This window comes from Rhodococcus sp. AC861, from assembly GCF_979256035.1.
Genome location: NZ_CEEDMW010000003.1, coordinates 788,677 through 815,262, shown reverse-complemented (window position 1 = coordinate 815,262; position 26,586 = coordinate 788,677). Strand labels below are relative to the sequence as shown.

The window sequence follows — 26,586 nt, the reverse complement described above, 5'->3', positions numbered from 1 at the left end:
ACCCGGAAGCTAAGCCCTCCAGCGCCGATGGTACTGCACCCGACAGGGTGTGGGAGAGTAGGACACCGCCGAACAACTTTTGCCGAAAGGGGACCCATTCATTTGGGTCCCCTTTCGTGTTTCCGCAGTACATCCATGTCGGCACCCACTGTGCGAGTGCGGCATGATGACATCACCGGTGACGAGCGGTAGTGCTCGATCGCCGAACCGATCGAAAGGACCCACCCGTGCCGGAAGATCCGTCATCGGAAGGTCGGGCATCCGATCCGGACTCCCGTCCCCCTGCGCGTGACAGCCGACCGCCGGCACGCGACAACCGTGCGCCTCGCCGTGACAATTCCGGTGACCGCAGCTCGTTCCGGTCATCCGGATCTCGCGGTGGCGAAAGGTCTGGGAGTCAGGACGACCGCCGGCATTCGGGCGATCGCCGACATGGTGCCGACCGTGGGCAGTCCCCGGATCGCGGTCGCGGACAGAGCAGTCAAGGAAACCAGGGTGGCCCACGCCGCCGCGGTGGTGAAGGCAGCTTCGGGCCGCGTGCCGGTGGTGGCCGCGGTCCCGACGCTCGCGCACCTCGCCCCGTCGAGCCCGATCTGCCGGACGATATCGATGCCAAGGATCTCGAGCCCGGAGTGCGCCGGGATCTATTGAGCCTCGACAAGAGCAATGCGGAAGCCGTTGCGCGACATATGGTCATGGTCAGTCGGCTCATCGGCGACGATCCCGCCGCCGCGCTGCTCCACGCACGTGCCGCCCGTCAGCGAGCCGGCCGTATCGCGGTAGTTCGTGAGACTGCAGGCATCGCCGCGTACCACGCAGGCGAATGGGCCGAAGCCTTGTCGGAGCTTCGGGCAGCACGGCGAATGGCAGGTGGACCCGGACTGCTGTCCGTCATGGCGGACTGCGAGCGCGGTCTCGGCCGGCCCGAGCGCGCGATCGAGCTCGGCCGCAGCGACGAGGCTCGCATGCTGACCGGAGACGACGCGTCCGAACTGCGGATCGTGGTTGCGGGTGCGCGGATGGACATGGGTCAGTACGACCAGGCAGTGGTGACGCTGCAGACGCCGGACCTCGAGGGGGATCGCACCGGATCGGCCGCAGCTCGGCTGTACTACGCGTATGCGGATGCCCTGGTCGCGGCGGGCCGTGCGGACGACGGAGTGCAGTGGTTTCTCCGAGCCGCAGGTGCCGACGTCGAGGGCGAGACGGATGCCGAAGATCGAGTGGACGAGCTGACCGGTCAGTGACCCGTCTGGCCGACGAGCACGACGCGCTGCTGCTGGACCTCGACGGAACGCTGTACCGAGGCCCTGACCCCATCGACGGCGCCGTCGATGTCCTGCGCGAATGTTCGTCGAAACTCTGCTACGTCACCAACAACGCCAGCAGGTCGCCCGCAGACGTCGCCCGTCACCTTCGGGACCTGGGCTTCGTCGCCCCGGAGGAATCCGTCGTGACCAGCTCACAGGCCGCGGGACGTCTCCTGGCTCGACTGTTGGCGCCGGGTTCCACTGTGCTGGTCGTCGGGACGGACGCGCTCGAGGCAGAGGTGAGCGCGGCCGGTCTGGTGCCGGTGCGTTCCGCCGATCCGACACCGGATGCCGTCGTACAGGGGCACAGTCCGGAGACAGGGTGGTCGAACATCGCCGAGGCGACCTATGCAGTACGGGCGGGTGCCCGATGGGTGGCCACGAATGCCGACACCAGTCTTCCGACCCCACGCGGTCTCGGCCCGGGCAACGGCGCCATGGTCGCTGCCGTTGCGGCGGCGACAGGTGCGCGGCCGACGGTCGCGGGCAAACCCGAAGCTCCGCTTATGAACGACGCGCTCGAGCGCAGCGGCTCGACGTCGCCGTTGGTGGTCGGAGATCGTCTGGACACCGATATCGCCGGTGCTAACGAGGTGGGTATTCCGTCGCTTCTCGTCCTCACCGGAGTCAGCACCGTGCCGGACGTGTTGGCCGCCGTACCCCACGAGCGACCCACCTACATCGCATCCTCGTTGTCCGCGCTGCTGGAGTCCTCGGCTGAATCACGGGTGCAGGGAGAGGACGAACCGTCGTCCTGGTCCGTGTCGGTGGACGGTTCGACGCTTCGACTCGACGGCGGACACGGATCCGACACGTCGGACGACTGGGTCTCCGTTCTGCGGCAGGTTCTGCCGAAGGTGTGGCGACTGGGCCCGTTCGAGTCGATCGAGGGTGCCTCGGGGGCTGCGGCCGACATCGTCGCGCACTGGACGTCCTGACGCGCAGGGAACCGACACCCCTGGCGTCGGCCCGGCTGCGGGACCGGAGACCGCGAACCGCTCACGTCGGATGCATCGGCTAGCGTTGTCGACGATGAGCACCCCCGTTCCACGCCCAGGACAACACCTCCCGTCGCACTCCGGTGCCGACGCGGTGGTCGTCGATCCCGGCGCTGTCCTGACCTCCGTCGACGCGCTCGTGGCGGAGGCCGACGAGGCAGCGGAGCAGCCCTTCGGCGAGGGAACCACGGATCCGCACGGACTGGTCACGCTGACGAGGCAGGCTCGGATGCTCGAGCGGGCGCACGACATCCTCGTCGACGCACTGTCCTCGGTGGACAACACGGCCGCAGGTAAGAACTGACGTGGCACGTCGCGCTCGAGTGGACGCCGAACTGGTCCGACGCGGTCTCGCGCGGTCTCGTGAACAGGCGTCGGAATTCATCGCGGCAGGCCGCGTCCTGATCGCCGGGACCGTCGCGACCAAGCCGGCCACGGCGGTCGAGGCGGGAACCCCGTTGCGAGTCGTCGACGTGTCCGACGAGGTGTCGTGGGCATCGAGAGGCGCACACAAACTGATCGGCGCTCTGAACGCGTTCGAACCCGCAGGACTGACGGTCGAGGGTGCCCGGTGCCTGGATGCCGGCGCGTCGACAGGCGGCTTCACCGACGTTCTGTTGTCCAAGGGCGCTCGTGAGGTCGTCGCGGTGGATGTCGGGTACGGGCAGCTGGTCTGGCGACTACGGACGGACGAGCGAGTGAACGTGCTCGATCGTACGAACGTCCGCAACATCGATGCCGAGGCCATCGGCGGACCGGTGGATCTGATCGTCGCGGATCTGTCGTTCATCTCTCTTGCCCTCGTTCTTCCGGCATTCGCAGCCTGCGCGCGGCCCGGGACGAGCATGGTCCCCATGGTGAAGCCGCAATTCGAAGTGGGGAAGGACCGCGTCGGTTCCGGCGGAGTCGTCAGGGATCCCGCGTTGCGCGCAGATGCCGTCCTGGGTGTCGCACGAGCTGCCGCCGCCCTCGGGCTCGTCACCGCGGGCGTGGCGCCCAGCCCTCTTCCCGGTCCGTCGGGGAATGTCGAGTACTTCCTGTGGTTGACGGTTCCGAGCCCGGGGGAGTCCGCGACCGATACCGATCCGGGGGCACTCGAACAACTCGTGGCCGATGCAGTGGAGAAGGGACCCCGATGAGCGACGACGTTCCGGAGCGCACCATCCTGGTCGTCGCCCATCCGGGCAGGCCCGACATCGAACAGACCGCACAACGTGTGGCGAAGGTGTTCCACGAACACGGCATCGCGCTGCGGGTCCTCGTGGACGAACATGACTCGTCGCGTCTCGAGTCGACGTCGGGAATCGACGCTCTGTCGTCTCCGCAGTCGGATGTCTCCGTCGTCGAGTTCGGTCCGTCGGCGGCAGTGGGCTGCGAGTTGGTCCTGGTACTCGGCGGTGACGGAACGTTCCTGCGTGCAGCAGAGCTCGCTCGCGTCGCCTCCATTCCTGTCCTGGGCATCAACCTCGGGCGTATCGGTTTCCTCGCCGAGGCGGAGGCAGACGACCTCGAGGAGACGCTCGGGATGGTGGTGCGGCGCGAGTACCGCATCGAGCCGCGGATGACGTTGGACATCACGGTGCACGTGGACGGTGAGGTCATCGAGCGCGGGTGGGCACTCAACGAGGCGAGTATCGAGAACGGCTCCCGGCTGGGTGTGTTGGAAGTGGTGTTGGAGGTCGACGATCGTCCGGTGTCGTCCTTCGGTTGCGACGGCGTTCTGTTGTCGACGCCGACAGGGTCGACCGCCTACGCGTTCTCGGCCGGTGGCCCCGTGGTGTGGCCCGAGCTCGAGGCCATCCTGGTGATCCCGAGCAATGCGCACGCACTTTTCGCGCGTCCGCTGGTCACCAGCCCCGAAAGTCATATCGCGGTCGAAACCTTCGACGGCGGTCACGACGCGGTGGTGTTCTGCGACGGCCGACGCACCATGCGCCTACCCGCGGGAGCCCGGGTCGAGGTGGTGCGAGGATGTGAGCCGATCAAGTGGATCAGGCTCGACTCGTCGCCGTTCGCCGATCGTCTGGTCCACAAGTTCGCTTTGCCGGTCACCGGCTGGCGGGGGAGGGTGACGTAACCCACGTGTTGTCCGAAATTCGAATCGACGGTCTGGGTGTCATCGCAGAGGCGACGGCATCGTTCTCCGAAGGACTCACGGTGCTCACCGGTGAGACCGGTGCCGGTAAGACGATGGTGGTCACCAGCCTGCACTTGCTCTCCGGTGCACGTGCCGACGCCGGCCGTGTGCGACTGGGCGCCGATCGCGCCGTCGTCGAGGGACGATTCACCACCGATCACGTCACCGATCAGGTTCGCGCCGACGTGGAGCAGCTCCTCGAGTCGACCGGCGGTCGCCGCGACGAGGACGACAGCATCATCGCGTTGCGCACCGTCGGAAGTGACGGACGCTCGCGAGCGCATCTCGGTGGGCGGAGCGTGCCTGCGGGCGTGCTGTCGGAATTCACCGGTTCCCTTCTGACCGTGCACGGACAGAACGACCAACTGCGTCTGCAACGCAGCGATCAGCAGCTCGCCGCGTTGGACCGGTTCGCCGCCGACACGATCGGGCCGCTGCTCGAGACCTACCGGACTCGCCGAGCGACCTGGATCGCCGCGGTCACCGAGCTTCGGGAACGCACCGAGAAGGCGCGCGAACTGGCACGGGAAGCCGATCAGCTGACCTTCGCCCTGAACGAGATCGACGCTGTCGCGCCCGAACCCCACGAGGATGCCGAGATCGCGGCAACCGTGCGCCGGCTCAGCGACCTCGATTCGCTGCGGGATGCCGCGGCCGGAGCGCAGACGGCGTTGACCGGCGGCGACGATCCGAGCGACGTCTCGGTCATGGCCCTGCTCGGCGAAGCTCGCGACCGCCTGGCCTCCACGGACGACGCGGCACTGGCCGCGGTGGGACCGCGGCTCGCGGAGGCCATCGCCGTGGTGACCGACGTGGGTGCGGAACTCACGTCTTACCTGGAGGGGCTTCCCGCCGACCCGGAGTCGCTGGATACTCTGCTCTCCCGCCAGGCCGAACTGAAGAACCTGACGCGGAAGTACGCCGCCGACGTGGACGGAGTGCTGGCCTGGGCGGACGACGCTCGCGAGCGACTGTCCGGTCTGGACGTCTCGGCCGATGCGGTCGCGGCACTGACGGAGCGCGTCACCACGACGGGAGCGGCGGCCGCGGAGACCGCCCACAAACTCACGGTGGCACGTACCAAGGCGGCGACGAAACTGTCCAAAGCCGTCAGTACCGAGCTCGCCGGACTCGCGATGGGCAAGGCCAAGCTCGAGGTCGAGGTCCGTCCACGGCCGGCCGGCCCGGACGACCGTGCCGCGCTGTCCGTCGGAGGTGAGAGCAGGCACGCCGGGTCGTCCGGAACCGACGACATCGAGTTCCGACTGTCGGCACACAGCGGCGCCCAGTCGCTGCCACTGAACAAGAGTGCGTCCGGAGGTGAACTGTCCCGGGTGATGCTGGCGCTCGAGGTCGTGCTGGCCCGCTCGGACACGGGCGCGACGATGGTCTTCGACGAGGTCGACGCCGGAGTGGGAGGCCGTGCGGCCGTCGAGATCGGTAAGCGGTTGGCGCGACTGGCCAGAACGCACCAGGTCATCGTCGTGACGCACCTCCCACAGGTGGCGGCCTTCGCCGATACCCATCTGGTGGTGAACAAGACCGACGGCAAGCGCGGCGGCCCGAACAGTGGAGTGCGGACGCTATCCGATTCCGACCGCGTCGTGGAGTTGGCGCGGATGTTGGCCGGTCTCGACGACACCGAGACCGGTCGGGCGCACGCCGAGGAACTCCTGCGTACCGCGACGGCCGAGCGGGAGGCCGCTGCGACGTAGTGCTGGTGTGACTGATGTGAATGATGTGGTAGTTGTTACGGCGCGCCTCCGACTGTGCTGCCGTGTTGTTGTCCATCATCGAACACATGAAGATGCCGGCTCTGCTCTCGCGTAGTCATGACTCACTTCCCGGGGTCACGGGAATCGCTCGGGTCGATCGCTCCACGGCCAAGCTCCTCCGCCGTGTCGGTCCGGGTGACATCGTCGTTCTCGACGAACTCGACCTCGACCGGATCACCGCCGACCTGCTGGTGCAGGCCGGCGTGACGGCGGTGGTCAACGCGTCGGCGTCGATCTCCGGCCGCTACCCCAACCTCGGCCCCGAGGTGCTGGTCGCCAACGGCATCGAGCTGATCGACGAGGTCGGCTCGGACGTCTTCAAGAAGGTCAAGGACGGCTCGAAGATCCGTCTGCACGACGGGCACGTCTACACGGGGGAGCGACGACTCGCGTCGGGCACCGAGCAGACGGAAGCAGACATCTCGGATCGCATGATCGAGGCGAAGTCCGGTCTGATCGACCATCTGGAAGCGTTCTCCGGGAACACGATCGAATTCATCCGCACCGAGTCGCCGCTTCTGATCGACGGTGTCGGGGTCCCGGACGTCGACGTGGACATGACGGGTCGGCACGTGGTGGTCGTCGCTCAGGGTGCGGACCACGTGGCGGATCTGAAGAGTCTCAAGCCCTTCATCAAGGAGTACTCGCCGATCCTGATCGGAGTCGGCGCCGGAGCCGATACGTTGTCCGAGGCCGGCTACCGTCCGGATCTCATCGTCGGTGACCCCGACGACGTCAGTAGTCGCACGCTGAAGTCCGGCGCAGAGGTCGTTCTTCCCGCGGACTCCGACGGGCACGCCAAGGGGCTCGAACGCATCCAGGACCTCGGAATCGGCGCGATGACGTTCCCGGCCACGGGAACCCCTGCGGACCTCGCTCTGCTGCTCGCCGATCACCATGGAGCGTCGCTGATCGTCACCGTCGGGTGCGCCGCGTCTCTCGACGAATTCTTCGATGCCAGCAAGCGGGCCGACACTCCGTCCACCTTCATGACCCGGCTCAAGGTCGGCCCGAAGCTCGTCGACGCCAAGGCTATGGCGACGCTGTACCGCAGTCGGGTGTCCGGAGGCGCTGTGGCACTGCTGGTGCTCGCCGCTCTCATCGCGGTCATCGCTGCACTGGTGGTCACCAACGGAAGTGGCGCGACGCTGGACTGGGCGATCGAGACATGGAACAGCTTCGCCCTGTGGGTGCAGGGGCTGCTTCAGTGATTTCGCTTCGCCAACATGCCATTTCGTTGATCGCAGTCTTTCTCGCCTTGGCGGTCGGAGTGGTGCTGGGCTCGGGTCTGCTCTCGGGCCGGGTCCTGTCGGGTCTGCGCGACGACCGGGACGACCTGCAGACCGAGGTGAACGATCTGCAGTCGAGCAACAACGCACTGGGTGAACAATTGAACGCCGCGGACGGCTTCGATGCCGCCGTGGCGGGACGCGTCGTCGCCGGCAGCCTCGCCGATCGGTCCGTCGTCATCATCACCACCCCGGACGCGGATCCGGCCGACGTCGAGGGCGTCCAGCGCTCGGTCACCGACTCCGGCGCCTCGGTGACCGGCCGCGTCGGGCTCACCGAATCGTTCGTCTCGGCGGCCAGCGGCGACGACCTGCGTACCCGGTTGACCAACGTGGTTCCGGCCGGAGCGCAGCTGCGCACCGGGTCCGTCGATCAGGGCAGTCTGGCCGGGGATCTTCTCGGTACGGTCCTGCTGCTGAACGCGCAGACAGCACAGCCGCAGAGCACGCCCGAGGAGCTGGGGCTCGCCCTCGACACGCTGCGCGGCGGCGGATTCATCACCTACGACGACGGGGCTGTCGCTCCCGCCCAGCTCGCTGTCGTCGTGACGGGTACCGCAGCCGACTCCGGCGCCGACGGCAATCGCGGCGCCATCGTGGCCCGCTTCGCGGGAGCGCTGGATTCGCGCGGTGCCGGCACGGTCCTCGCGGGAAAGCCGGGATCCGCCGAGGGCAGCGGTCCTATCGCCGTCGTCCGATCGGATGCGGCGTTGGCAGCGGGCACCAGCACCGTCGACAACGTGGAGAGGATCTCCGGGCGGATCACCGTCGCGCTCGCTCTGGGCGAGCAGCTCGGCGGCGGAGCCGGCCGGTACGGAACCGGTCCGGGTGCCACAGCGGTGACGGTCGGCGCGGCTCCCAACTGACGGCTGTTCCGCGTGGTGTCGCCCTGAACGGCGAAGAGGTGTTACCGTGAAGTCCCGTGGGTCGGCAGCAACCGAACCACTCGATGTTCAGCGAATTCTTCGCCGTCACCATCGGGTCGCACCGTCACGGGAGTCTCTTTGCAGTCACGCATTCATTCGCGGGCCGACATCAAGCACATCTTCGTCAGCGGCGGAGTCGCGTCGTCGCTCGGCAAGGGGCTCACGGCCTCGAGCCTCGGTCAGCTCCTCACATCGCGCGGACTCCGCGTCACGATGCAGAAGCTCGACCCCTACCTGAACGTCGATCCTGGAACGATGAACCCGTTCCAGCACGGCGAGGTCTTCGTCACCGAGGACGGCGCCGAGACCGATCTGGACGTCGGCCATTACGAGCGCTTCCTCGACCGTGACCTGTCCGGCTACGCCAACGTGACCACCGGCCAGGTGTACTCCACGGTGATCGCCAAGGAACGACGCGGCGAGTACCTGGGCGACACGGTCCAGGTCATCCCGCACATCACCGACGAGATCAAGGCCCGCATCCTCGCGATGCGTGGACCCGACCTGCAGGGCCAGGAACCCGACGTGGTCATCACCGAGATCGGCGGCACCGTCGGCGATATCGAGTCGCAGCCGTTCCTCGAGGCCGCGCGCCAGGTGCGCCACGACGTCGGCCGTCAGAACGTCTTCTTCCTCCACGTCTCGCTGGTTCCGTTCCTCGCTCCCTCCGGTGAGCTCAAGACCAAACCCACCCAGCATTCCGTCGCGGCGTTGCGCAGCATCGGCATTCAGCCCGACGCGCTGATCCTGCGCTCGGATCGGGATGTGCCGCAGGGCCTCAAGGCCAAGATCGCGCTCATGTGCGACGTGGACGTCGACGGCTGCATCTCCACCCCCGACGCACCGTCGATCTACGACATCCCCAAGGTTCTCCACGGCGAGGGCCTGGACGCGTATGTCGTTCGGCAACTGGGACTTCCGTTCCGCGACGTCGACTGGACCGTCTGGGGAAACCTGCTCGAGCGTGTGCACCAGCCGCGCGAGACGGTGCGTGTCGCGCTGGTGGGCAAGTACGTCGACCTCCCCGACGCGTACCTGTCGGTCACCGAGGCGCTTCGCGCGGGCGGTTTCGCCAACCGGGCGAAGGTCGAGTTGGTGTGGGTCCAGTCCGACGACTGTGACACCGCGGCCGGTGCGAAGCTCGCGCTCGCCGACATCGACGCCGTCGTGATCCCCGGCGGATTCGGTATCCGCGGCATCGAGGGCAAGCTCGGCGCGATCACCCACGCCCGCACCCAGAAGATCCCGACGCTCGGTCTGTGCCTCGGCCTGCAATGCATGGTCATCGAGGCGGCCCGTTCCGTCGGCCTCACCGATGCGAACTCGGCGGAATTCGAACCCGACACCACGCAGCCCGTCATCTCGACGATGGCCGATCAGGAACAGGCCGTCGCCGGCGAAGCAGACCTGGGCGGAACGATGCGTCTCGGCGCGTACCCGGCCACTCTCGCCAAGGGGTCCGTCGTCGCCCAGGCGTACGGCAGTGAGTCCGTGTCGGAGCGTCACCGTCACCGCTACGAAGTCAACAACAGCTACCGCGACCGCATCGCGGCCAGTGGCCTGCAGTTCAGTGGCACCTCGCCGGACGGTCACCTGGTGGAGTTCGTCGAACTGCCGAAGACGGCGCACCCGTTCTTCGTCGGAACGCAGGCGCATCCCGAGCTCAAGAGTCGCCCGACGCGTCCGCATCCGCTGTTCGCATCGTTGATCTCCGCAGCTCTGTCCTACAAGTCCGAGGAACGCCTCCCCGTCGACGTGCACTACGACGACAAGGGTGCCGCCGAGCAGAAGACCGGAAGCCAAGGCGAGGTGCCGGTCGACGGCTCCCCGGCCACCGTGACGAAGGGCTGACGACATGAGTGATCGGCACGAGTTCGAGATCCTCGAGTCCCGCGTCGAGTACCAGGGAGCGATTCTCGCGCTGCGACTCGATCAGGTGTCGATGCCCGGTGGTCGGACTGCCGAGCGAGAGGTGATCGAGCATCATGGCGCCGTCGCCGTGGTCGCGCTCGACGCCGAGGAACGCATCGTACTGATCAGTCAGTACCGACACCCACTGGGACGTCGACTGCTCGAGCTGCCCGCCGGGTTGCTCGACGAGCCGGGGGAGAACCCGGTCGATGCCGTCAAGCGTGAACTGACGGAGGAGACGGGGCTCGCTGCCGAGACGCTGTCACTCCTCGTCGATGTCGCCGCGTCGCCGGGCTTCACCGACGAAACGGTGCGGATCTTCCTGGCCGAAGGCCTCACGGAGGTTCAGCAGCCCGAAGCCCACGACGAGGAAGCGGACATCGAACTGGTGCGCGTCCCCGTCGACGAGGCGGTGACTCGCGTCTTCAGCGGCGAGATCGTCAATGCGTCCGCTGTCGCCGGCATTCTCGCGGTGGCTGCGATGCGGTCACGGTCGGTTCCGCTGCGGCCGAGCGACGCGCCGTGGCGTGACCGTCCGACGGCCTTCGACCAGCGCAAGGGTGCGAGTGGGAGCTGACTCGCCCGGCGAGGTGATCGCGACGTACCTCGATCATCTCGCCGTCGAGCGCGGGTCCGCTCGCAACACGATCACGTCCTATCGGCGTGATCTGTCTCGGTACGCGAGCTATCTCGGCGAGCTGGGGCGCGACAGCATCCGCGACGTGACCGAGGTGGACGTCGCGGACTTCGTGACCGCACTGCGGCTGGGCAACGAGCTCTTTCCACCGCTGGCGGCGAGTTCGTCGGCGCGCACCGTCATCGCGGTGCGGGGCGTACACCGGTTCGCACTCGCGGAAGGGATCGTCGAGGTCGACGTCGCGTCCGGGGTCAAACCGCCCACGCCGGGTCGACGGTTGCCGAAGTCGCTCCCGGTGGACCAGGTGTTCGCACTGCTCGACGCGGTGTCCGGCGAGGCCGCAGACACCCCGCGCGGCTTGCGGGATCGGGCGTTGCTGGAACTGCTGTATTCGACCGGCGCGCGTATCTCCGAGGCCGTCGGACTCGATGTGGACGACATCGACGCAGAATCGCGCTCGGTCGTCCTCCGAGGAAAGGGCAGCAAGGAACGCGTCGTTCCGATCGGCCGCCCGGCGATCGACGCTGTCGACGCATACCTGGTGCGTGGCCGGCCGTCGTTGATCTCGCGGAGTACTCCGGCGTTACTGCTCAACGTCCGCGGCGGCCGCCTGTCGCGTCAGAGCGCCTGGCAGGTCCTGCAGACCGCGGCCGAGCGCGCCGGGATCGGAGCCAGCGTCTCACCTCACACGTTGCGACATTCCTTCGCGACGCATCTTCTCGACGGCGGCGCGGACGTGCGTGTGGTGCAGGAACTTCTGGGCCACGCCTCTGTGACCACGACGCAGATCTACACGCTGGTCACCGTCACGACGCTGCGCGAAGTGTGGGCCGAGGCGCATCCGCGCGCACGGTAGCGTGTCGCACGAAGCTTCCGCCCGTAGGCGGTAGCGTTCAGGCGAGAACCGGCAGTACGAGGTCAGGATGGAGGTCCAGTGGTGTCAGCGGCGCACGACGACGGAGCACTCTTCCGCACTCGTCAGCCCGAGCCGGACCGTTCGACTGCGACGGATCCGTCGGGCATCGGCCCGACCGGCCGCCCGTATCGCGACATCCCGGCCCCCCGACCGCTGACCTCGCACGGACCCGCGACCGTGATCGCGATGTGTAATCAGAAGGGTGGGGTGGGCAAGACCACCTCGACCATCAACCTCGGGGCCTCGCTCGCGGAGTACGGCCGACGGGTCCTTCTCGTCGACCTCGACCCGCAGGGCGCGCTGTCCGCAGGGCTGGGTGTCCCGCACCACGAGCTCGACCTGACCGTGCACAACCTCCTCGTCGAACCGCGCGTCGCGATCGACGATGTCCTGATGCGCACCCGCGTCGAGGGTATGGATCTGCTGCCCAGCAACATCGATCTGTCGGCCGCGGAGATCCAGCTGGTCACCGAGGTCGGTCGCGAACAGACGCTGGGGCGGGTGCTGCATCCGATCCTCGACCGCTACGACTACGTCCTGATCGACTGCCAGCCGTCGCTGGGTCTGTTGACCGTCAATGCCCTGGCGTGCGCCGATTCCGTCCTCATTCCGATGGAATGCGAGTACTTCAGCCTCCGCGGTCTGGCGCTGCTCAACGACACCGTCGACAAGGTGCGCGATCGCCTCAACCCGCGTCTCACGCTCGAGGGCATCGTCGTGACGATGTTCGACGCTCGCACCCTGCATTCGCGTGAGGTCATGAACCGGGTGGTCGAGGTCTTCGGCGACGTCGTGTTCGACACCGTCATCACCCGGACGGTTCGATTCCCCGAGACCAGCGTCGCCGGCGAGCCGATCACCACGTGGGCGCCCAAATCGGCCGGCGCGGATGCGTATCGTTCACTTGCCCGCGAGGTCATCCATCGGGACACCTCGCCTCAGCACATGCCGTCGCACAACTCGCCCCCCCAGAGTTGACCGATACAGAATTGACCGACACCACAACGACCCGAGCCGTGTCGTCCGAGGCCGACGCGGTGGTGCCGGCGGGGTTCCGGGTACGGCTGACCAATTTCGAGGGCCCGTTCGACCTCCTGCTCACTCTCATCGGTCAGCACCGGCTCGACGTCACCGAAGTCGCTCTGCACGTGGTGACCGACGACTTCATCGCGTACACCCGCGAGATGGGGTCGGAGATGGGTCTGGATCAGACCACCGAATTCCTGGTCGTCGCCGCGACCCTGCTCGACCTCAAGGCTGCTCGGTTGCTGCCGTCCGGGGAAGTGGACGATGCGGAGGATCTCGCCCTTCTCGAGGTGCGCGATCTGCTGTTCGCCCGGTTGCTCCAGTACCGGGCCTACAAGCAGGTGGCGCAACTCTTCGGAGAACTGGAGAAGGCTGCACTGCGTCGGTATCCGCGGTCGGTGGCGCTCGAGGACGGATTCGCCGATCTGCTTCCCGAAGTGCTGCTCGGCGTGGACCCGCGTCGATTCGCCGAGATCGCCGCCGCCGCTTTCCGGCCGCGCGAGATACCGACCGTCGGTCTGGACCATCTGCACGCATCGTCGGTGTCCGTCCCGGAGCACGCTCGCACCATTCTGGCGTTGCTCCGTGATCGCGGCGCCGGAGAGTGGGCGACCTTCGGTGATCTCGTCCTCGACTGCGAGGTCACGGTCGAGTACGTGGCGCGGTTCCTTGCCCTGCTCGAGCTGTACCGCGAAAAAGCGGTGGCGTTCGATCAACCCGAGGCGCTGGGGGATCTCCGGGTGACCTGGACGGGAGACGACGTCGGGCAGATGGACGTCGCCACGATGGAGGATTACGGATGAGCATCGAGCCGGACGACACGGCAGTCCTGTCCGACGAGCCGGACGAGTTGTCGGAGGTCGAGCTGCGGGCAGCGTTGGAGTCGGTGCTCCTGGTGGTCGACAGTCCGGCATCGGTCGCACAACTGTCCTCCGCGCTCGGGTGTGACGAAGCCCGCATCGGCGCCGCCCTGGTCGAGATGGCCGCCGACTACACCGCCCGCGGAAGCGGCATCGACCTGCGCTTCGCCGGAGACGGATGGCGCTTCTACACGCGCGCGGAGTACGCGCCGTACGTCGAGCGACTGCTCCTGGACGGTGCCCGGTCGAAGCTGACGCGCGCGGCATTGGAAACCCTCGCCGTGATCGCCTATCGTCAACCGGTTACCCGCGCACGTGTGAGTGCAGTGCGCGGAGTGAATGTGGACGGCGTGATGCGGACTCTCCTCGCGAGAGGTCTCATCGCCGAAGCGGGTCCGGACCCGGATTCGGCGGCGACGCAGTACGTCACCACGGAAATGTTTCTCGAGCGGTTGGGGTTGGCGTCACTGTCCGACCTCCCCGAGCTTGCTCCGCTGCTTCCGGGCGTGGACATGATCGACGACATCGAAGGCAGCATGGACACCGATCCACGGGTCCTGCGCGCCGAGCGTCGACGAGAGAACACCGAGTCGAACTCGACCATCGAGTTCGGCACCGACAACACAGACGAATAGGTAACAACGTGAACGACTCCGCTCGCCGTGATGGCACACCGGACCGGGACGAGACTCCCGAGGGCTCGCCCGAACGTAAGAAGAAGCGTCCCAACAAGAAGGTCGCCGCCGCTGCGTACACCAAGCGCACGGAGGGCCGTAAGCCCGGCGGGAAGTCGGGATATCCCCGTCTGGCCCCCAAGAATTCCGCGGCCGCGAAGGCCGGCAAGAAGCCGAAGCCGGAGCGCAAGACGACCGCCGCTCCGACCATCAGCAACGCCAAGCCCGCCCGCCATCAGCACACCGACAACTCCCCGCGCCCGCATGTGGCGCCCGAGGACGGCGTGCGGTTGCAGAAGGTGCTCGCCCAGGCCGGAGTGGCCTCGCGCCGCGCGGCCGAGCAGCTGATCGACGAAGGTCGAGTCGAGGTGGACGGTCGCATCGTGCGCGAGCAGGGCGTCCGGGTCGATCCCGAGGTCGCCGTGGTGCGTGTCGACGGCACCCGCGTCGTCATCAAGGCCGACCTGGTCCACATCGCCCTGAACAAGCCGCGCGGATGGCAGTCCACGATGTCGGACGACCTCGGTCGACCGTGCATCGGCGACATCGTCTCCGAGCGGGTGCAGGCAGGTCAGCGTCTCTTCCACGTCGGACGCCTCGACGCCGACACCGAGGGACTGATCCTCCTCACCAACGACGGCGACCTGGCACACCGCCTGATGCACCCGTCGTTCGAGGTGTCCAAGACGTACCTCGCCACCGTGCAGGGTGTCCTCGACCGCGACGCAGGGAAGAAGCTGCGCTCCGGAGTCGAGCTCGACGACGGTCCCGCCAAGGTGGACTCCTACGCGGTGCTCGACGTCAACGAAGGCAAGACGCTGGTCAAGGTGGTCCTCCACGAGGGCCGCAAGCACATCGTCCGCCGGTTGTTCGACGAGGTGGGGTACCCGGTCAAGCGGCTGGTCCGCACCGACATCGGTGCCGTCGCCCTCGGTGATCAGCGACCGGGAACGCTGCGCGTCCTCGGCCGCGGCGAGGTCGGCAGCCTGTACGGGGCGGTGGGCCTGTGACCGCCGGCGATCGCCTGATCGTGGCGATGGACGGCCCGTCCGGTACCGGCAAGTCGTCGGTGTCGCGCATGCTCGCGTCCCGGCTGGACGCGTCGTACCTCGATACCGGAGCGATGTACCGGGCCGCGACCGTGTGGGTTCTGAAGAACGACGTCGATCCGTCCGACGCGGACGCCGTTGCCGCCGTCACCGACACTCTCGACCTGACCATCGGGACCGATCCGTCCGGTGAGAGTGTCCGGGTATCGGGGGAGGACGTCACGGGACCCATCCGTGGCGACGCCGTCACCGCGGCCGTCTCGGCCGTGTCGGCAGTACCGGCAGTGCGCGACAGACTCGTCGCCCTGCAGCGCGACATCGCGGAGTCCGCGGGGCGCATCGTCGTCGAGGGCCGAGACATCGGCACCGTCGTCCTGACGGACGCCCACATCAAGATCTATCTCACGGCGTCGGCGGAGACACGGGCCGCACGACGCAACGACCAGAACGTCGCCGAAGGCCGTGGTGACGACTACGCCGCCGTCCTCGCCGACGTGCAGCGACGCGACCACGCCGACTCCACGCGCGTGATGTCGCCTCTGCGCCCCGCCGACGACGCGGTCACCGTCGATACCAGCGACCTGGGCAAGGACGCTGTCATCGACGAGCTCCTCCGCCTGGTCACCGAACTCCCGTCCGATGCCCCGGAAGGAGCACGATCATGAGCGACGACACCTTCGACACGACCCGGGTCTTCACGGCCGACGCCACCGAGGTCTTCGCATCCGACGGCATCTGGTCCGAGGAATCCGACTGGGAGGGCCTCGATTTCGACGACGACGGTGACGCCGAGGCCGAGATCGCCGTCCCGACACTGGCAGTGGTGGGACGGCCCAACGTCGGCAAATCGACGCTCGTGAACCGCATCATCGGCCGTCGTGAAGCGGTGGTCGAGGATGTGCCCGGCGTGACGCGTGACCGCGTCTCGTACGAGGCGAACTGGGCCGGACGCCGATTCATGGTGCAGGACACCGGTGGCTGGGAGCCGGACGCGAAGGGAATGCAGCAGTCCATCGCCCGTCAGGCCGAGATGGCCATGCAGACCGCCGACGCGATCCTGCTGGTAGTCGACGCCGTCGTCGGCGCCACCGCGACCGACGAGGCCGTGGCCCGCGTTCTGCGTCGATCGAAGACTCCGGTCATCCTCGTGGCCAACAAGGTCGACGACGAGCGGACCGAGTCCGAGGCCGCACTCCTGTGGTCCCTCGGCCTCGGAGAGCCCCGCCCGGTCAGCGCGACCCACGGCCGCGGTACCGGCGACCTGCTCGACGACGTCCTGGCGGTGTTGCCGGAGACACCCCGCGAAGGCACCGGTGTCGCCGGACCCCGTCGCGTCGCCCTGGTGGGCAAGCCGAACGTGGGTAAGTCCAGCTTGCTGAACAAGCTCACCGGCGACGAGCGGTCGGTCGTCCACGACGTCGCCGGCACGACCGTCGACCCCGTCGACTCACTGGTCGAACTGGGCGGAAAAGTGTGGCGCTTCGTCGACACCGCCGGCCTGCGCAAGCGCGTCAGTCACGCCAGCGGTGCGGAGTTCTACGCATCGCTGCGGACGAAGGGTGCGATCGACGCCGCGGAAGTCGCGATTCTGCTGCTCGATGCGTCCGAGGTGATCTCGGAGCAGGACCTGCGGGTGCTGTCGATGGTGGCCGATGCAGGTCGCGCCCTGGTGATCGCGTTCAACAAGTGGGACCTCGTCGACGACGATCGCCGCGGCCAGCTCGAGAAGGAGATCGACCGCGATCTCATGCGCGTGCCGTGGGCTCAGCGAGTGAACGTCTCGGCCAAGACCGGTCGCGCCGTCCAGAAGCTCGTTCCGGCACTCGAGACGTCCCTCGCGTCGTGGGACAAGCGCATCTCGACCGGACAGCTCAACTCGTGGCTGAAGGAAGTCGTCGCCGCCACACCGCCGCCGATGCGCGGCGGTCGCCTTCCCCGTGTCATGTTCGCGACGCAGGCGGGGACACGCCCGCCGACGTTCGTCCTGTTCACGACGGGCTTCCTCGAGGCGGGCTACCGACGATTCCTCGAGCGTCGCCTGCGTGAGGAGTTCAACTTCGACGGCAGTCCGGTGCGCATCTCGGTGCGTATCCGTGAGAAGCGGGACCGCAAGAAGAAGTAGGGGACTGCCCCGGTGGTGCTGCTGAGGCGATTGGCGTCCAGCGTCGCCACTGGGGTAGTGTTTCCTCGTTCCCTTCGGGGGATTGCGGGCTGTGGCGCAGCTTGGTAGCGCACCTGACTGGGGGTCAGGTGGTCGCAGGTTCAAATCCTGTCAGCCCGACAATGAATGGCCTCGGACACTGTCCGAGGCCATTCTTGTCTGTTCGTCGAGTGCGGTGCGTCGTCAGCTCCCGAACGGTGCTGCTGCGGGCGCGACGGGGTAGGCCGCGACGTTCATGGTCACGTCGCCGTTGCACGGGCCGCCGGTGATCGTGGTCGTCCAGGTTCCGGTGAAGGTTCCGTCGGGCTGCGGGGTGTAGTACGCCTCGGAATGCGCCGGCGCGTAGACCTTCTCGACCCCCTCGCCCATGTAGCAGTCCCACTGCCAGTCGTAGACGTGCACCCAGCTCGTCCCGTTCCAGGTGTAGACGGGCGGCTGGGGGAGGGTCGCATTCTTCGGTGCCGGTCCGCCCGTCACCACAGCGCTGCAGGTGCCGCCCAAGCACATCGATGTGAAGGTGTATGTGTCGGAGAAGTCCGGCTCACCCTGTCGCGCGGCGAGGCTGGTGCCGGTCTTGCTCGCGGCGGAACGCTCGAGCGAGTACCGGCCGTTCCAGGCGGGCTCCGCCGCACCTGCGGGAGCCGTGGCGACCAGGCCGCCACCGACGATCATGGACACTGCGGTCAGGGCGAGCATCGTGGTCCGTCGTCTCATGAGCGTCACGTTATCGCCTGTGATGCCTGATCCGTCGGGTTACGCCGTCGACCGGTTGCGGGTCAGCGGATCCCGAGAATGGTGTCGAGAAGTGACGGCACCTGCGGCATCGGCACGATCGACGGGGCCGTGAGATCGAACGGAGTCAGTGCGGTCAGGACGTCGTCGCTCTGGTCCGCCGGTCCGCCATAGGTGTTCGAGGCGACTGTGTATCCGGTGCCGATCGAGGCCGAGGCCACCACGCTGGAGCTGTCGTCGGCCCATCCCCACTTGGTGCCGGTGGCGCCCGGGAGCAGGCCGGTGCCCCAGTTCTGGACGGTTCCGTCCGCGGCTACCGGTTGTGCCGTCGTCATCCAGCCGAGGACGGGGCTGGCCGGATCCGTGCGCTTCTTGGTGTCGAGGAAACGGACCGTGTCCGCGGTGCTGGTGTAGGAGTCACCCCAGAAACTTCCGCGTGAGGTGGACGTCAGGGCGTATTCGGCTGCCGCGGAATCGATGGCGCTCGGGTACTTCGCATCGAGTTGCGATGCCGCCCCGTCGTCACTGGCCTGGATCATCCGTGCTGCCAGATCCCGGTCCTCCTGCGAGGAGTCACCGCGCCGCAGGGCGTAGTCCGCTATGTAGAGCTTGACCGTGGACAGGCCCGGACGCGGGTCGTTCTCGTTGGCCGTGCCCACATGGACACCGGTGGACGAGGTGTACGACAGCGAGGTGCGACTCGGGACTGCGTCGAGATCTCCCGGGCCGAGCAGCGGAGCCGCCTGTGCGGGTGATGCCACGGCCAGGAGTGCAGCCATGCCCACCAGCGGTACGGCAAGCCGCCGCAGGTGTCGTCCTCGTCGTGTCGTGCTGCAGCCGCTCATCGCCATGCCCCTTGCATCCCCGTGCCGTCGACGGACGACTGTTCGCCCGTGAATCTATGGGTGCGCGAGCACTTGTCGCGTCTCGCCGATCGGTGTCGTGTTCGTTATCACACATGGTTCGGAGCCGGAGATGTCTCCGATGACCGATCTCGCTGAGAAGAATCTGTGACTACTCGGCGTGTTCACCGAACCGACATCGAGTTGTCGGTGGGATGGGCGATACTTTCCGACGTGACGCGCACTCCCTTTCCCGCTGCCTCCCGGTCGACGACGCCCGGCGCAGCAACGATGTCGTCCGATCCGACTGTTCCGTCGGACGACGATCTCGCCATGATCGCTTTTCTCCGACGCTGGTATGTCTACGGCGGCGGCCGAGCCGAGGACATCCTCGTGGAGTTCGGCATCGCCCCTGTCGACTACTTCGGCAGGGTCCGTACCTTGCTCGAGACCGGCAGTCCGGTGACCGACCGCACGGTGTCGGACGCAATGCTGGCCGTGTGCCGCAAGCGACTCTGGTTGGGCCAGTAGAGAATCAACGAACCTCGAGCGTGTCGGCCGTCTGACGGGCGAACCACGCTTCCCATCGGTCGCCGGTCCACGACCGCTCGCCGGTCAGTCTGAGCCACACCGACCGGGACGCCAGGATCCACAGCGCGTCGGTCATGTGATCGGCGGGTGGAACTCCGAGCACCAATCCGCCGGCCCACCGCACCTCGTCCCATCGAGTGCGCTCGCGTTCGGCCAGGCGCGTGGCGGCAACCGGGTCCATCACGGCTGCCTCGTCGAGGACGTGTTGGATCGCGGCCGACCTCTCGTGAGCTCCGCGCAGCCATCGGGCCGCCGCTGCGACGCGTGTCGTCGGATCGCCGTCGGCCATGGCGCGATATTCCGGGAGTTCCCGCACGGCGACGTACCGGCCGTCGGACAGTGCGGCGTCGATGCAGGCGTCGAGAAGCGCCAGTTTGCCCTCGAAGCCGGCGTAGACGGTCTGTCGAGTGAGCCCGGCGGCGGACGCGACGTCGGCCATGGTGGTCCCGGCCCACCCGCGTCGGAGGAACGAGTCGGTGGCTGCTGCGACGACCGCGTCGCGACTGGCCCGCGCACGCTCGGCGCGCACGTCTGACGTGTAGGTCCTCGGCATCGATCAAGTGTAGACAGATATGATCTTACGCTGTGTAATGTGAATTCTGCCGACAGAAGGATTCGCATGACACGCACGATGGATGTCGACACCGATCTCGGGCGGCTTCACGTCACGATCGCCGGGGACGGGCCACCACTTCTCGCATGGCACAGCCTCTTCGTGGATTCGACCAGCTGGAATCGTGTGCTTCCCGCTCTCACCGGTGAACGGACCGTGTTCATGATCGATGCGCCGGGGTGCGGGGGTAGCGAGTCCGTCCGTGAGCCGACAACCATCGAGGCGTGCGCCGCAGCGGCGGCGCGGGTCGTCGCGGAGGTCACCGGACGCGTCGGAGTGCCGTCGGTCGACTGGATCGGCAACGCGTGGGGTGGGCACGTGGGAATGGTGGTCGCCGCGACGATGCCGGAGTCCGTGCGCAGCCTCGTCGCGATCAGCTCCCCGACCCATCCGCTAGGCCCCGATCTCCGCCGGAAGATATCCGTACTGCTTCCCCTCTACCGACTGACAGGCCCGCGCGGTCCCGTGCGCTCCGCCATCGAGGACACCCTCTTCACCGAGGCGACGAGGGCGTCCGACCCGGAAGCGATCGACCTCTACCGCGCAGCTGTGCGGCGTGCCGGTCGGGGAAACGTGATCACCTCGGTGCGTACGGCCGCGATGAATCGCACGGACCTGTCCGCCGCCGCACGCAGCATCGCGTGCCCCGTGTTGTTCCTGACGACGGACGACCGCGGGGAGTGGACTCCGGACGAGGCTCGGGCCGTAGCCCGGACGATGGTCGATGCCAGGGAGGTGACGATCGCCGGGTCGAGGGTGCTGCCGGCCGTCGAGCAACCGGCGGCGGTCGCCGATGCCGTCCTCCGCTTCTGGAAGACGACACCGGCGGTTCGACGAGATGCTGATCAGCTGAGGTGATGGACCTCCTGCAGGCCGTACACGGGGGTGTCCAGTCCCTCGTACCGTGCCTTCAATTGAAGGCCGAGGTAGAGGGAGTAGTGCCGGGACTGATGCAGGTTCCCACCGTGGAACCACAGGTTCTCCTGCTGGGTCGGCTTCCACATGTTGCGCTGCTCGCCCTCCCACGGGCCGGGGTCCTTGGTGGTGTCGGAACCGAGGCCCCAGCATTTGCCCACCTTGTCGGCCGTCTCCCGGTCCACCAGGTCGGCCACCCAGCCGTTCATCGATCCGTAGCCCGTGGCGTAGACGACCAGGTCGGCCTCGAGTTCCGTCCCGTCGGACAGCACCACCGCGTTCTCCGTGAGGTGATCGACCTGGCCGCTGACGAGGTGGATGCTGCCGTCCGCCACCAGCTCCGAGGCACCGACATCGATGTAGTAGCCGGAGCCGCGCCGCAGGTACTTCATGAAGAGTCCGGAGCCGTCGTCCCCGAAGTCGTGCTGGAAGCCGGCCCTGTCGAGGCGGTCGTAGAAGTCCTTGTCCTTCTCCGCGATCTGCTGATACACCGGGATCTGGAACTCGTGCATGATCCGGTAGGGAAGTGACGCGAAGGTCAGATCCGCCTTCTGCGTGGTCATTCCGGACTCGACGGCGCGCTCGGAGTACAGGTCGCCGAGAGCGATCTCGCACAGCGAATCGGATTTGACGATGTGCGTGGACGATCGCTGGAGCATCGTCACGTCGGCGCCCGTCTCGTACAACGCCTTGCAGATGTCGTGCGCCGAGTTGTTGGATCCCACCACGACGACCTTCTTGCCGACGTAGGCGTCGGGGCCGGGGTGCTGACTGGAGTGATGCTGTTCGCCCTGGAAGACGTCCATGCCGGGGAAGTTCGGGATATTGGCTTTACCGGACATGCCGGTCGCCATCACCAACTGCTTCGGTCGCAGCGTCACCTCCTCGCCGTCGCGATCGACCACGACGGTCCACTCGCCGGCCGTCTCGTCGAAGGTCGCCGATACCGCCGTGGTCTTGGTCCAGTACGGGACCTCCATGACCTTGGTGTACATCTCGAGCCAGTCGCCGATCTTGTCCTTCGGCGCGAACACGGGCCAGTTGTCCGGAAACGGCAGGTAGGGGAGGTGGTCGTACCAGACCGGATCGTGCAGACACAGCGACTTGTATCGGCCCCGCCACTGGTCACCGGGCCGCTCGCCGCGGTCGACGACGATGGCGGGAACGCCCATCTGACGCAAACGCGCGCCGAGAGCGATGCCGCCCTGACCGCCGCCGACGATCAGGGCGTAGGGCTGGATGCCGTATCCCAGGTCCTTCTCCTCGGCCTCGCGTCGCTCGGCCCAGGTCTTCGTCTCCGTGTTCGATCCGTGCACGGCACCCATCGGTCGCGAGTGCCCTCGCGGTTCCTCGTACCCCTTGAGTTCCTGCATCGTCGTGAGCAGCGTCCACCCGAGGGCCGTGCCGGTGTCGGCGTCCTCGCGAAGACGTAGATGGCCCTTACCGCGCGCAGCCGCCGTCTCGAACTCGATCCAGGCGGAGATGACGCCGTCGGCCTCGTCCGGGGCCTCGGTGGTGTGGAAGCCGCGCGGGTCGACATCGTCCAGTCGAGCCGTCAGCATGTCCGCGATGCCGTCGCGTCCCTCGACGGTCTTCAGGTTCCAGGTGAACGTCACGAGGTCTCGCCAGAAGCTGTCGACGGCGAACATCGCGGCGACGCGGTCGACATCGCGTGCTGCGAGCGCTTCTTCGAAGTCGGCCAGCCATGTATCCACTCGCTCCTGCGGTGTGGTCTGCGTGGGTGGCTCGAGGGTCTGGGTCATGAAAACTCCGATTTCCGTGCGTTGAGCTGTGGTCGTACCGGTGTGATGCACAGCACACGCCACGCGGCGGCCGGGAGGAAGAGTTGCAGCGGGTTGCAGTGGCGGGCGAGTGGCACGTGCAACCGACTGCAACCCTGTCCTGCTGTGCCGCGTGTCACATAGAACGGTGACCACGGCCGTCGCTGGGACGGCTGGTGAGGAGTCGAACGATGCGCGCAGCGGTGTACCACGGGCCCGGCAAGGTGGAGATCGCCGATGTCCCGGAGCCCCATCCGGGACCGGATCAGGTGAAGATCGCCGTCGGTGCCAACGGCATCTGCGGTACCGACCTGCACGAGTACTACGCCGGTCCGATCTTCATTCCCACCGAGCCGCACGCCCTGACCGGTCAGCAGATGCCGCTGATTCTCGGACACGAGTTCTCCGGCACCATCATCGAGCTCGGCGCGGGAGTAACGGGGTGGTCGATCGGCGACCGCGTCGCCATCGAACCGCTGTACCGCTGCGGGCACTGTGGTCCGTGTCGAGCCGGCAACTACAACGTGTGCCAGTCGATCGGCTTCCACGGACTGATGTCCGACGGCGGTATGGCCGAGTACACGGTGGTGCCGACCGACATGCTGCACGCGCTGCCGGACTCGGTGTCTCTCGATCTGGGTGCGCTGGTGGAGCCGATGTCGGTGGCGTACCACGCAGCGACTCTGGGTGAGGTGCGCGAAGGCGACACCGCGATGGTGTTCGGGGCGGGACCGATCGGCATCGGGCTCTGGTTCGCGCTGCGCGGCAAGGGGCTCGACGACATCCTCGTGGTGGAGCCGTCCGCGACCCGGCGGGCGGCGATCGAGGCGCTCGGTGCACGCACTCTCGACCCCACGTCCGTCGACGTCCCCGCGCTGGTGGCCGACGAGACGGACGGGCGCGGTGCCGACGCCGTGTACGACGCGGCCGGTGTCGCGCCGGCGGTGGCGACCGCGCTGGCGTGCGTCGGGTCCCGCAAGCCGATGGTCAGCGTGGCCATCTACGAGAAGCCGCTCACCACACCGCTTCTCGACCTGGTGATGAAGGAGGCCCGCATCCAGGGGTCGCTCTGCTACACCTCCGCCGACTACGACGCCGTCATCGCTCTGATGGCCGACGGCGTGTACGACCCCACCGGGTGGGTGTCGCGCATCGGGATGGACGCGGTGATCGACGACGGCTTCGAGGCACTGCACGCCGGCACGAAGATGAAGGTCCTCGTCGATCCGTCGCTCTGACCTCCGTCCCCGACACCCACCATCACACGAGAAGGAGACACGCATGAGCATCGACGGACAGGTCGCACTCGTCACCGGCGCAGGACAGGGGATCGGGAGGGGAATTGCCCTACGACTCGCACGGGACGGCGCGGACGTCGCCCTCGTCGACGTGCGCGACGACGGCATCGGCCGGGTCGCCGACGAGGTGCGGGAGCTCGGTCGCGCAGCCACGACGATCGTCGCCGACGTCAGCGATCGCCGTCAGGTGTTCGACGCCGTCGACCGGGCCGCCTCGGAGCTGGGAGGTCTCGACATCGTCGTCAACAATGCCGGGATCGCACTCGTCGGCCCGCTGTCCGAGGCCACGCCGGAGGAGGTCGGCCGGATCTTGTCGATCAACGTCGAGGGTGTGCTGTGGGGTATCCAGGCGGCCGCCGCGAAGTTCGTCGAGCTCGGTCGGCCCGGCCGCATCATCAACGCGTCGTCCATCGCGGGGCACGACGGGTTCGAGATGCTCGGTGTGTACAGCGCCACCAAGTTCGCCGTGCGCGGTCTCACGCAGGCCGCCGCCAAGGAGTACGCCTCCGCCGGGATCACCGTGAACGCCTACTGCCCGGGTGTGGTCGGCACGGACATGTGGGTCACCATCGACAAGCGGTTCGCCGAACTGACGGGCGCGGAGGAGGGCGCGACCTACGAGAAGTTCGTGGGCGGTATCGCGTTGGGCCGTGCCGAGACTCCCGACGACGTCGCGGGATACGTCTCCTACCTTGCAGGACCGGACGCGGCGTACATGACCGGTCAAGCTGGTCTCATCGACGGTGGACTCGTCTACCGATGACCGATCGGAGAAGACCCGGGGATGACGCCATATGTGATGTGGAGCACAATCGGTGTCGATGACTCGAACCTCCGAACCCGAGCCCGCCGTCGCGGCGGGCGAGGACCCGCGTCGATACGCCCAGTTGCTGACCCGCGTCTACGACGCGACGATGTCCGGCACACGCGCACCGGCCCGCCCCCGCGACGTCATCGGAGACTCCTGGCAGCGGGTCATGGATCTGGGCGTCGATCCCGAGAACGACGGACCGGCCGCGGCGGTCGATGCATCTGCACTGGAACAGATGCGTCGTGAATCCGGGTTGGTCGACATCCTTCCCGACCTGACCGGAAGTCTCCGGTCCGTGCTGCAGGACTCCGACAACCTGCTGGTCGTCGCCGATCGGCTCGGCCGAGTCCTGTGGCGCAGCGGTTCGCCCGCGGTGCTCGACCGTGCGGACAGGTTGGGATTCGTCGACGGTGCCGACTGGTCGGAGGACAGTGTCGGAACCAATGCCATCGGCACCGCGCTGGTCTCGCGTTCGGCCGTCCAGATCTTCTCCGCGGAGCATTTCGTGCGCTCCCACCACGCGTGGACGTGTGCGAGTTCTCCGATCAAGGATCCGCGGACGGGACGGGTGCTGGGCCTCGTCGATGTCAGCGGGCCCGCCGCGTCGGTCCATCCCACGACGCTCGCGCTCATCGACGCCGTGTCACGCCTCGCGGAATCGCAGCTACGAGAGCAGCACCGACTGACACTCGACAGCCTCCGCTCCGTCGCGGCGCCGATGTTGGCCGGCACCGGCTGCCCCGCGTTGGCCGTGGACAACCACGGGTGGGTGGCCGCACTGGCTGCGGTGCCGATATGCAACCGGGTCGCGCTGCCCGACGACCTCACTGCCGGCCGGGCGTGGGTCCCCACCCTGGGCGTGTGCGACATCGAGCCGCTCCCGGGCGGGTGGATGGTGCGGCCGTCGAGCTCGGGGGAGGACGTGATCACCGGAACCGACGCCACACCGACGACGGTGCGTATCGACGTGTCGGACCCGCGGCAGACCGTCGTGGAGGTTCGCGGCGAACTGGGGCGGTGGTCGTACCGTCCCAGCCCACGGCACGCCGAGATCCTGTTCCTGCTCGCCGTCCACCGCGGAGGCCGCACCGCTGCGGAACTGGCTACCGACCTCTTCGGCGACCACGGCCGTTCCATCACGGTCCGTGCCGAGATGTCTCGACTCCGGAAGACGTTCGCCGGGTTGGTCTCGACGCAGCCGTATCGAGTGGACGACTCGGCGGCGATCGAACTCACGCTGCCCGACGACAGGTCGAGAATCCTGCCGTTCTCGGAAGCGCCGGCGGTGCGCGCCTTCCGTGTGCAGCCCTGACGGGTCTCGCTAGTCTCGGTCG

Annotated in this window: 25 protein-coding genes, 1 tRNA gene, 1 rRNA gene and 1 pseudogene; 24 read left to right on the top strand and 4 right to left on the bottom strand. The window is 67.4% G+C overall.

Annotated elements, in window-relative coordinates; translation table 11 throughout:
* From rrf to AC0IX4_RS13245, 19 genes and pseudogenes are all read left to right on the top strand, one after another.
* A 5S ribosomal RNA gene (gene rrf / locus AC0IX4_RS13335) occupies positions 1–74 on the top strand; the annotation flags it as partial.
* A gap of 258 nt (positions 75–332) precedes the next feature.
* Positions 333–1,247, top strand: a pseudogene (locus AC0IX4_RS13330) (hypothetical protein); the annotation flags it as partial.
* Positions 1,244–2,248 (top strand): HAD-IIA family hydrolase, encoded by a 1,005-nt coding sequence (locus AC0IX4_RS13325; RefSeq protein WP_471829278.1) that lies wholly within the window; start codon positions 1,244–1,246, stop codon positions 2,246–2,248. The pseudogene AC0IX4_RS13330 and the gene AC0IX4_RS13325, both read left to right, overlap by 4 nt.
* 94 nt (positions 2,249–2,342) lie before the next feature.
* Positions 2,343–2,612, top strand: coding sequence for a hypothetical protein (locus AC0IX4_RS13320; RefSeq protein ID WP_471829277.1), 270 nt, complete (start codon positions 2,343–2,345; stop codon positions 2,610–2,612).
* 1 nt (position 2,613) lies between these two features.
* Positions 2,614–3,447 (top strand): TlyA family RNA methyltransferase, encoded by an 834-nt coding sequence (locus AC0IX4_RS13315; protein ID WP_056075003.1) that lies wholly within the window; start codon positions 2,614–2,616, stop codon positions 3,445–3,447.
* Positions 3,444–4,385, top strand: a complete 942-nt coding sequence (locus tag AC0IX4_RS13310) for an NAD kinase (RefSeq protein WP_042573740.1) — start codon at positions 3,444–3,446, stop codon at positions 4,383–4,385. Before AC0IX4_RS13315 ends, AC0IX4_RS13310 begins: the two co-directional genes overlap by 4 nt.
* A gap of 5 nt (positions 4,386–4,390) precedes the next feature.
* Positions 4,391–6,160 (top strand): DNA repair protein RecN, encoded by a 1,770-nt coding sequence (gene recN / locus AC0IX4_RS13305; protein ID WP_471829275.1) that lies wholly within the window; start codon positions 4,391–4,393, stop codon positions 6,158–6,160.
* A gap of 86 nt (positions 6,161–6,246) precedes the next feature.
* A complete protein-coding gene (gene steA, locus AC0IX4_RS13300) occupies positions 6,247–7,431 on the top strand; it encodes a putative cytokinetic ring protein SteA (RefSeq protein ID WP_042573751.1) in 1,185 nt (394 codons plus the stop codon).
* Positions 7,428–8,375, top strand: a complete 948-nt coding sequence (locus tag AC0IX4_RS13295) for a copper transporter (RefSeq protein ID WP_156148815.1) — start codon at positions 7,428–7,430, stop codon at positions 8,373–8,375. Before steA ends, AC0IX4_RS13295 begins: the two co-directional genes overlap by 4 nt.
* Before the next feature lie 138 nt (positions 8,376–8,513).
* Complete coding sequence (locus AC0IX4_RS13290) at positions 8,514–10,286, top strand: CTP synthase (RefSeq protein WP_471829274.1); 1,773 nt, start codon at positions 8,514–8,516, stop codon at positions 10,284–10,286.
* A 4-nt stretch (positions 10,287–10,290) separates the two neighbouring features.
* Positions 10,291–10,923, top strand: a complete 633-nt coding sequence (locus AC0IX4_RS13285) for an NUDIX domain-containing protein (protein WP_471829273.1) — start codon at positions 10,291–10,293, stop codon at positions 10,921–10,923.
* Positions 10,913–11,839, top strand: coding sequence for a site-specific tyrosine recombinase XerD (gene xerD, locus AC0IX4_RS13280; protein ID WP_042573735.1), 927 nt, complete (start codon positions 10,913–10,915; stop codon positions 11,837–11,839). Before AC0IX4_RS13285 ends, xerD begins: the two co-directional genes overlap by 11 nt.
* Before the next feature lie 78 nt (positions 11,840–11,917).
* Positions 11,918–12,877 (top strand): ParA family protein, encoded by a 960-nt coding sequence (locus tag AC0IX4_RS13275; protein ID WP_471829272.1) that lies wholly within the window; start codon positions 11,918–11,920, stop codon positions 12,875–12,877.
* An 11-nt stretch (positions 12,878–12,888) separates the two neighbouring features.
* A complete protein-coding gene (locus AC0IX4_RS13270) occupies positions 12,889–13,728 on the top strand; it encodes a segregation and condensation protein A (RefSeq protein WP_471829270.1) in 840 nt (279 codons plus the stop codon).
* Positions 13,725–14,420, top strand: coding sequence for an SMC-Scp complex subunit ScpB (gene scpB / locus AC0IX4_RS13265; protein ID WP_471829269.1), 696 nt, complete (start codon positions 13,725–13,727; stop codon positions 14,418–14,420). Before AC0IX4_RS13270 ends, scpB begins: the two co-directional genes overlap by 4 nt.
* Positions 14,421–14,428: 8 nt before the next feature.
* On the top strand, positions 14,429–15,469 hold the full coding sequence (locus AC0IX4_RS13260) for a pseudouridine synthase (protein WP_082042943.1): 1,041 nt from the start codon (positions 14,429–14,431) through the stop codon (positions 15,467–15,469).
* A 26-nt stretch (positions 15,470–15,495) separates the two neighbouring features.
* Positions 15,496–16,173 carry a (d)CMP kinase gene (cmk, locus tag AC0IX4_RS13255; protein WP_042573749.1) on the top strand — a complete coding sequence of 226 codons (678 nt, stop codon included), beginning with the start codon at positions 15,496–15,498 and terminating at the stop codon, positions 16,171–16,173.
* A complete protein-coding gene (gene der, locus AC0IX4_RS13250; protein ID WP_042573731.1) occupies positions 16,170–17,630 on the top strand; it encodes a ribosome biogenesis GTPase Der in 1,461 nt (486 codons plus the stop codon). Before cmk ends, der begins: the two co-directional genes overlap by 4 nt.
* Positions 17,631–17,715: 85 nt before the next feature.
* A tRNA-Pro gene (locus AC0IX4_RS13245) sits at positions 17,716–17,789 on the top strand.
* A 63-nt stretch (positions 17,790–17,852) separates the two neighbouring features.
* Here the strand turns inward: AC0IX4_RS13245 and AC0IX4_RS13240 are convergent.
* Both AC0IX4_RS13240 and AC0IX4_RS13235 read right to left on the bottom strand, forming a co-directional pair.
* Entirely contained in the window at positions 17,853–18,383 is a 531-nt protein-coding gene (locus AC0IX4_RS13240; protein WP_042573730.1) for an Rv2253 family sensor-like surface protein, read from the bottom strand.
* A 62-nt stretch (positions 18,384–18,445) separates the two neighbouring features.
* A complete protein-coding gene (locus tag AC0IX4_RS13235; protein ID WP_471829267.1) occupies positions 18,446–19,180 on the bottom strand; it encodes a hypothetical protein in 735 nt (244 codons plus the stop codon).
* A 297-nt stretch (positions 19,181–19,477) separates the two neighbouring features.
* Between AC0IX4_RS13235 and AC0IX4_RS13230 the strand changes: the two genes are divergently transcribed.
* The gene (locus tag AC0IX4_RS13230) at positions 19,478–19,774 is read left to right on the top strand and encodes a DUF3263 domain-containing protein (RefSeq protein ID WP_471829265.1); all 297 of its coding nucleotides are present in this window, start codon (positions 19,478–19,480) and stop codon (positions 19,772–19,774) included.
* Between the two features lie 4 nt (positions 19,775–19,778).
* On the opposite strand, the gene AC0IX4_RS13225 is transcribed toward AC0IX4_RS13230, so the two are convergent.
* On the bottom strand, positions 19,779–20,387 hold the full coding sequence (locus AC0IX4_RS13225; RefSeq protein WP_042573728.1) for a TetR/AcrR family transcriptional regulator: 609 nt from the start codon (positions 20,385–20,387) through the stop codon (positions 19,779–19,781).
* A 66-nt stretch (positions 20,388–20,453) separates the two neighbouring features.
* Here AC0IX4_RS13225 and AC0IX4_RS13220 point away from each other — a divergent pair, with 66 nt between their 5' ends.
* Positions 20,454–21,305 (top strand): alpha/beta fold hydrolase, encoded by an 852-nt coding sequence (locus tag AC0IX4_RS13220; RefSeq protein WP_471829263.1) that lies wholly within the window; start codon positions 20,454–20,456, stop codon positions 21,303–21,305.
* Here AC0IX4_RS13220 and AC0IX4_RS13215 read toward each other — a convergent pair.
* Positions 21,293–23,125, bottom strand: a complete 1,833-nt coding sequence (locus tag AC0IX4_RS13215) for an NAD(P)-binding domain-containing protein (RefSeq protein ID WP_471829261.1) — start codon at positions 23,123–23,125, stop codon at positions 21,293–21,295. The two genes, AC0IX4_RS13220 and AC0IX4_RS13215, sit on opposite strands and share 13 nt — an antisense overlap.
* Before the next feature lie 209 nt (positions 23,126–23,334).
* Between AC0IX4_RS13215 and AC0IX4_RS13210 the strand changes: the two genes are divergently transcribed.
* Genes AC0IX4_RS13210 through AC0IX4_RS13200 form a run of 3 tightly spaced genes read left to right on the top strand, consistent with a single transcriptional unit; the run spans position 23,335 to position 26,564 of the window.
* Positions 23,335–24,381: a 2,3-butanediol dehydrogenase gene (locus AC0IX4_RS13210; protein ID WP_042573725.1), complete on the top strand. Its 1,047-nt coding sequence runs from the start codon at positions 23,335–23,337 to the stop codon at positions 24,379–24,381.
* Between the two features lie 43 nt (positions 24,382–24,424).
* Complete coding sequence (locus tag AC0IX4_RS13205) at positions 24,425–25,204, top strand: acetoin reductase (protein ID WP_471829259.1); 780 nt, start codon at positions 24,425–24,427, stop codon at positions 25,202–25,204.
* A 58-nt stretch (positions 25,205–25,262) separates the two neighbouring features.
* A complete protein-coding gene (locus AC0IX4_RS13200; RefSeq protein ID WP_471829257.1) occupies positions 25,263–26,564 on the top strand; it encodes a GAF domain-containing protein in 1,302 nt (433 codons plus the stop codon).
* Positions 26,565–26,586 lie beyond the last annotated feature (22 nt).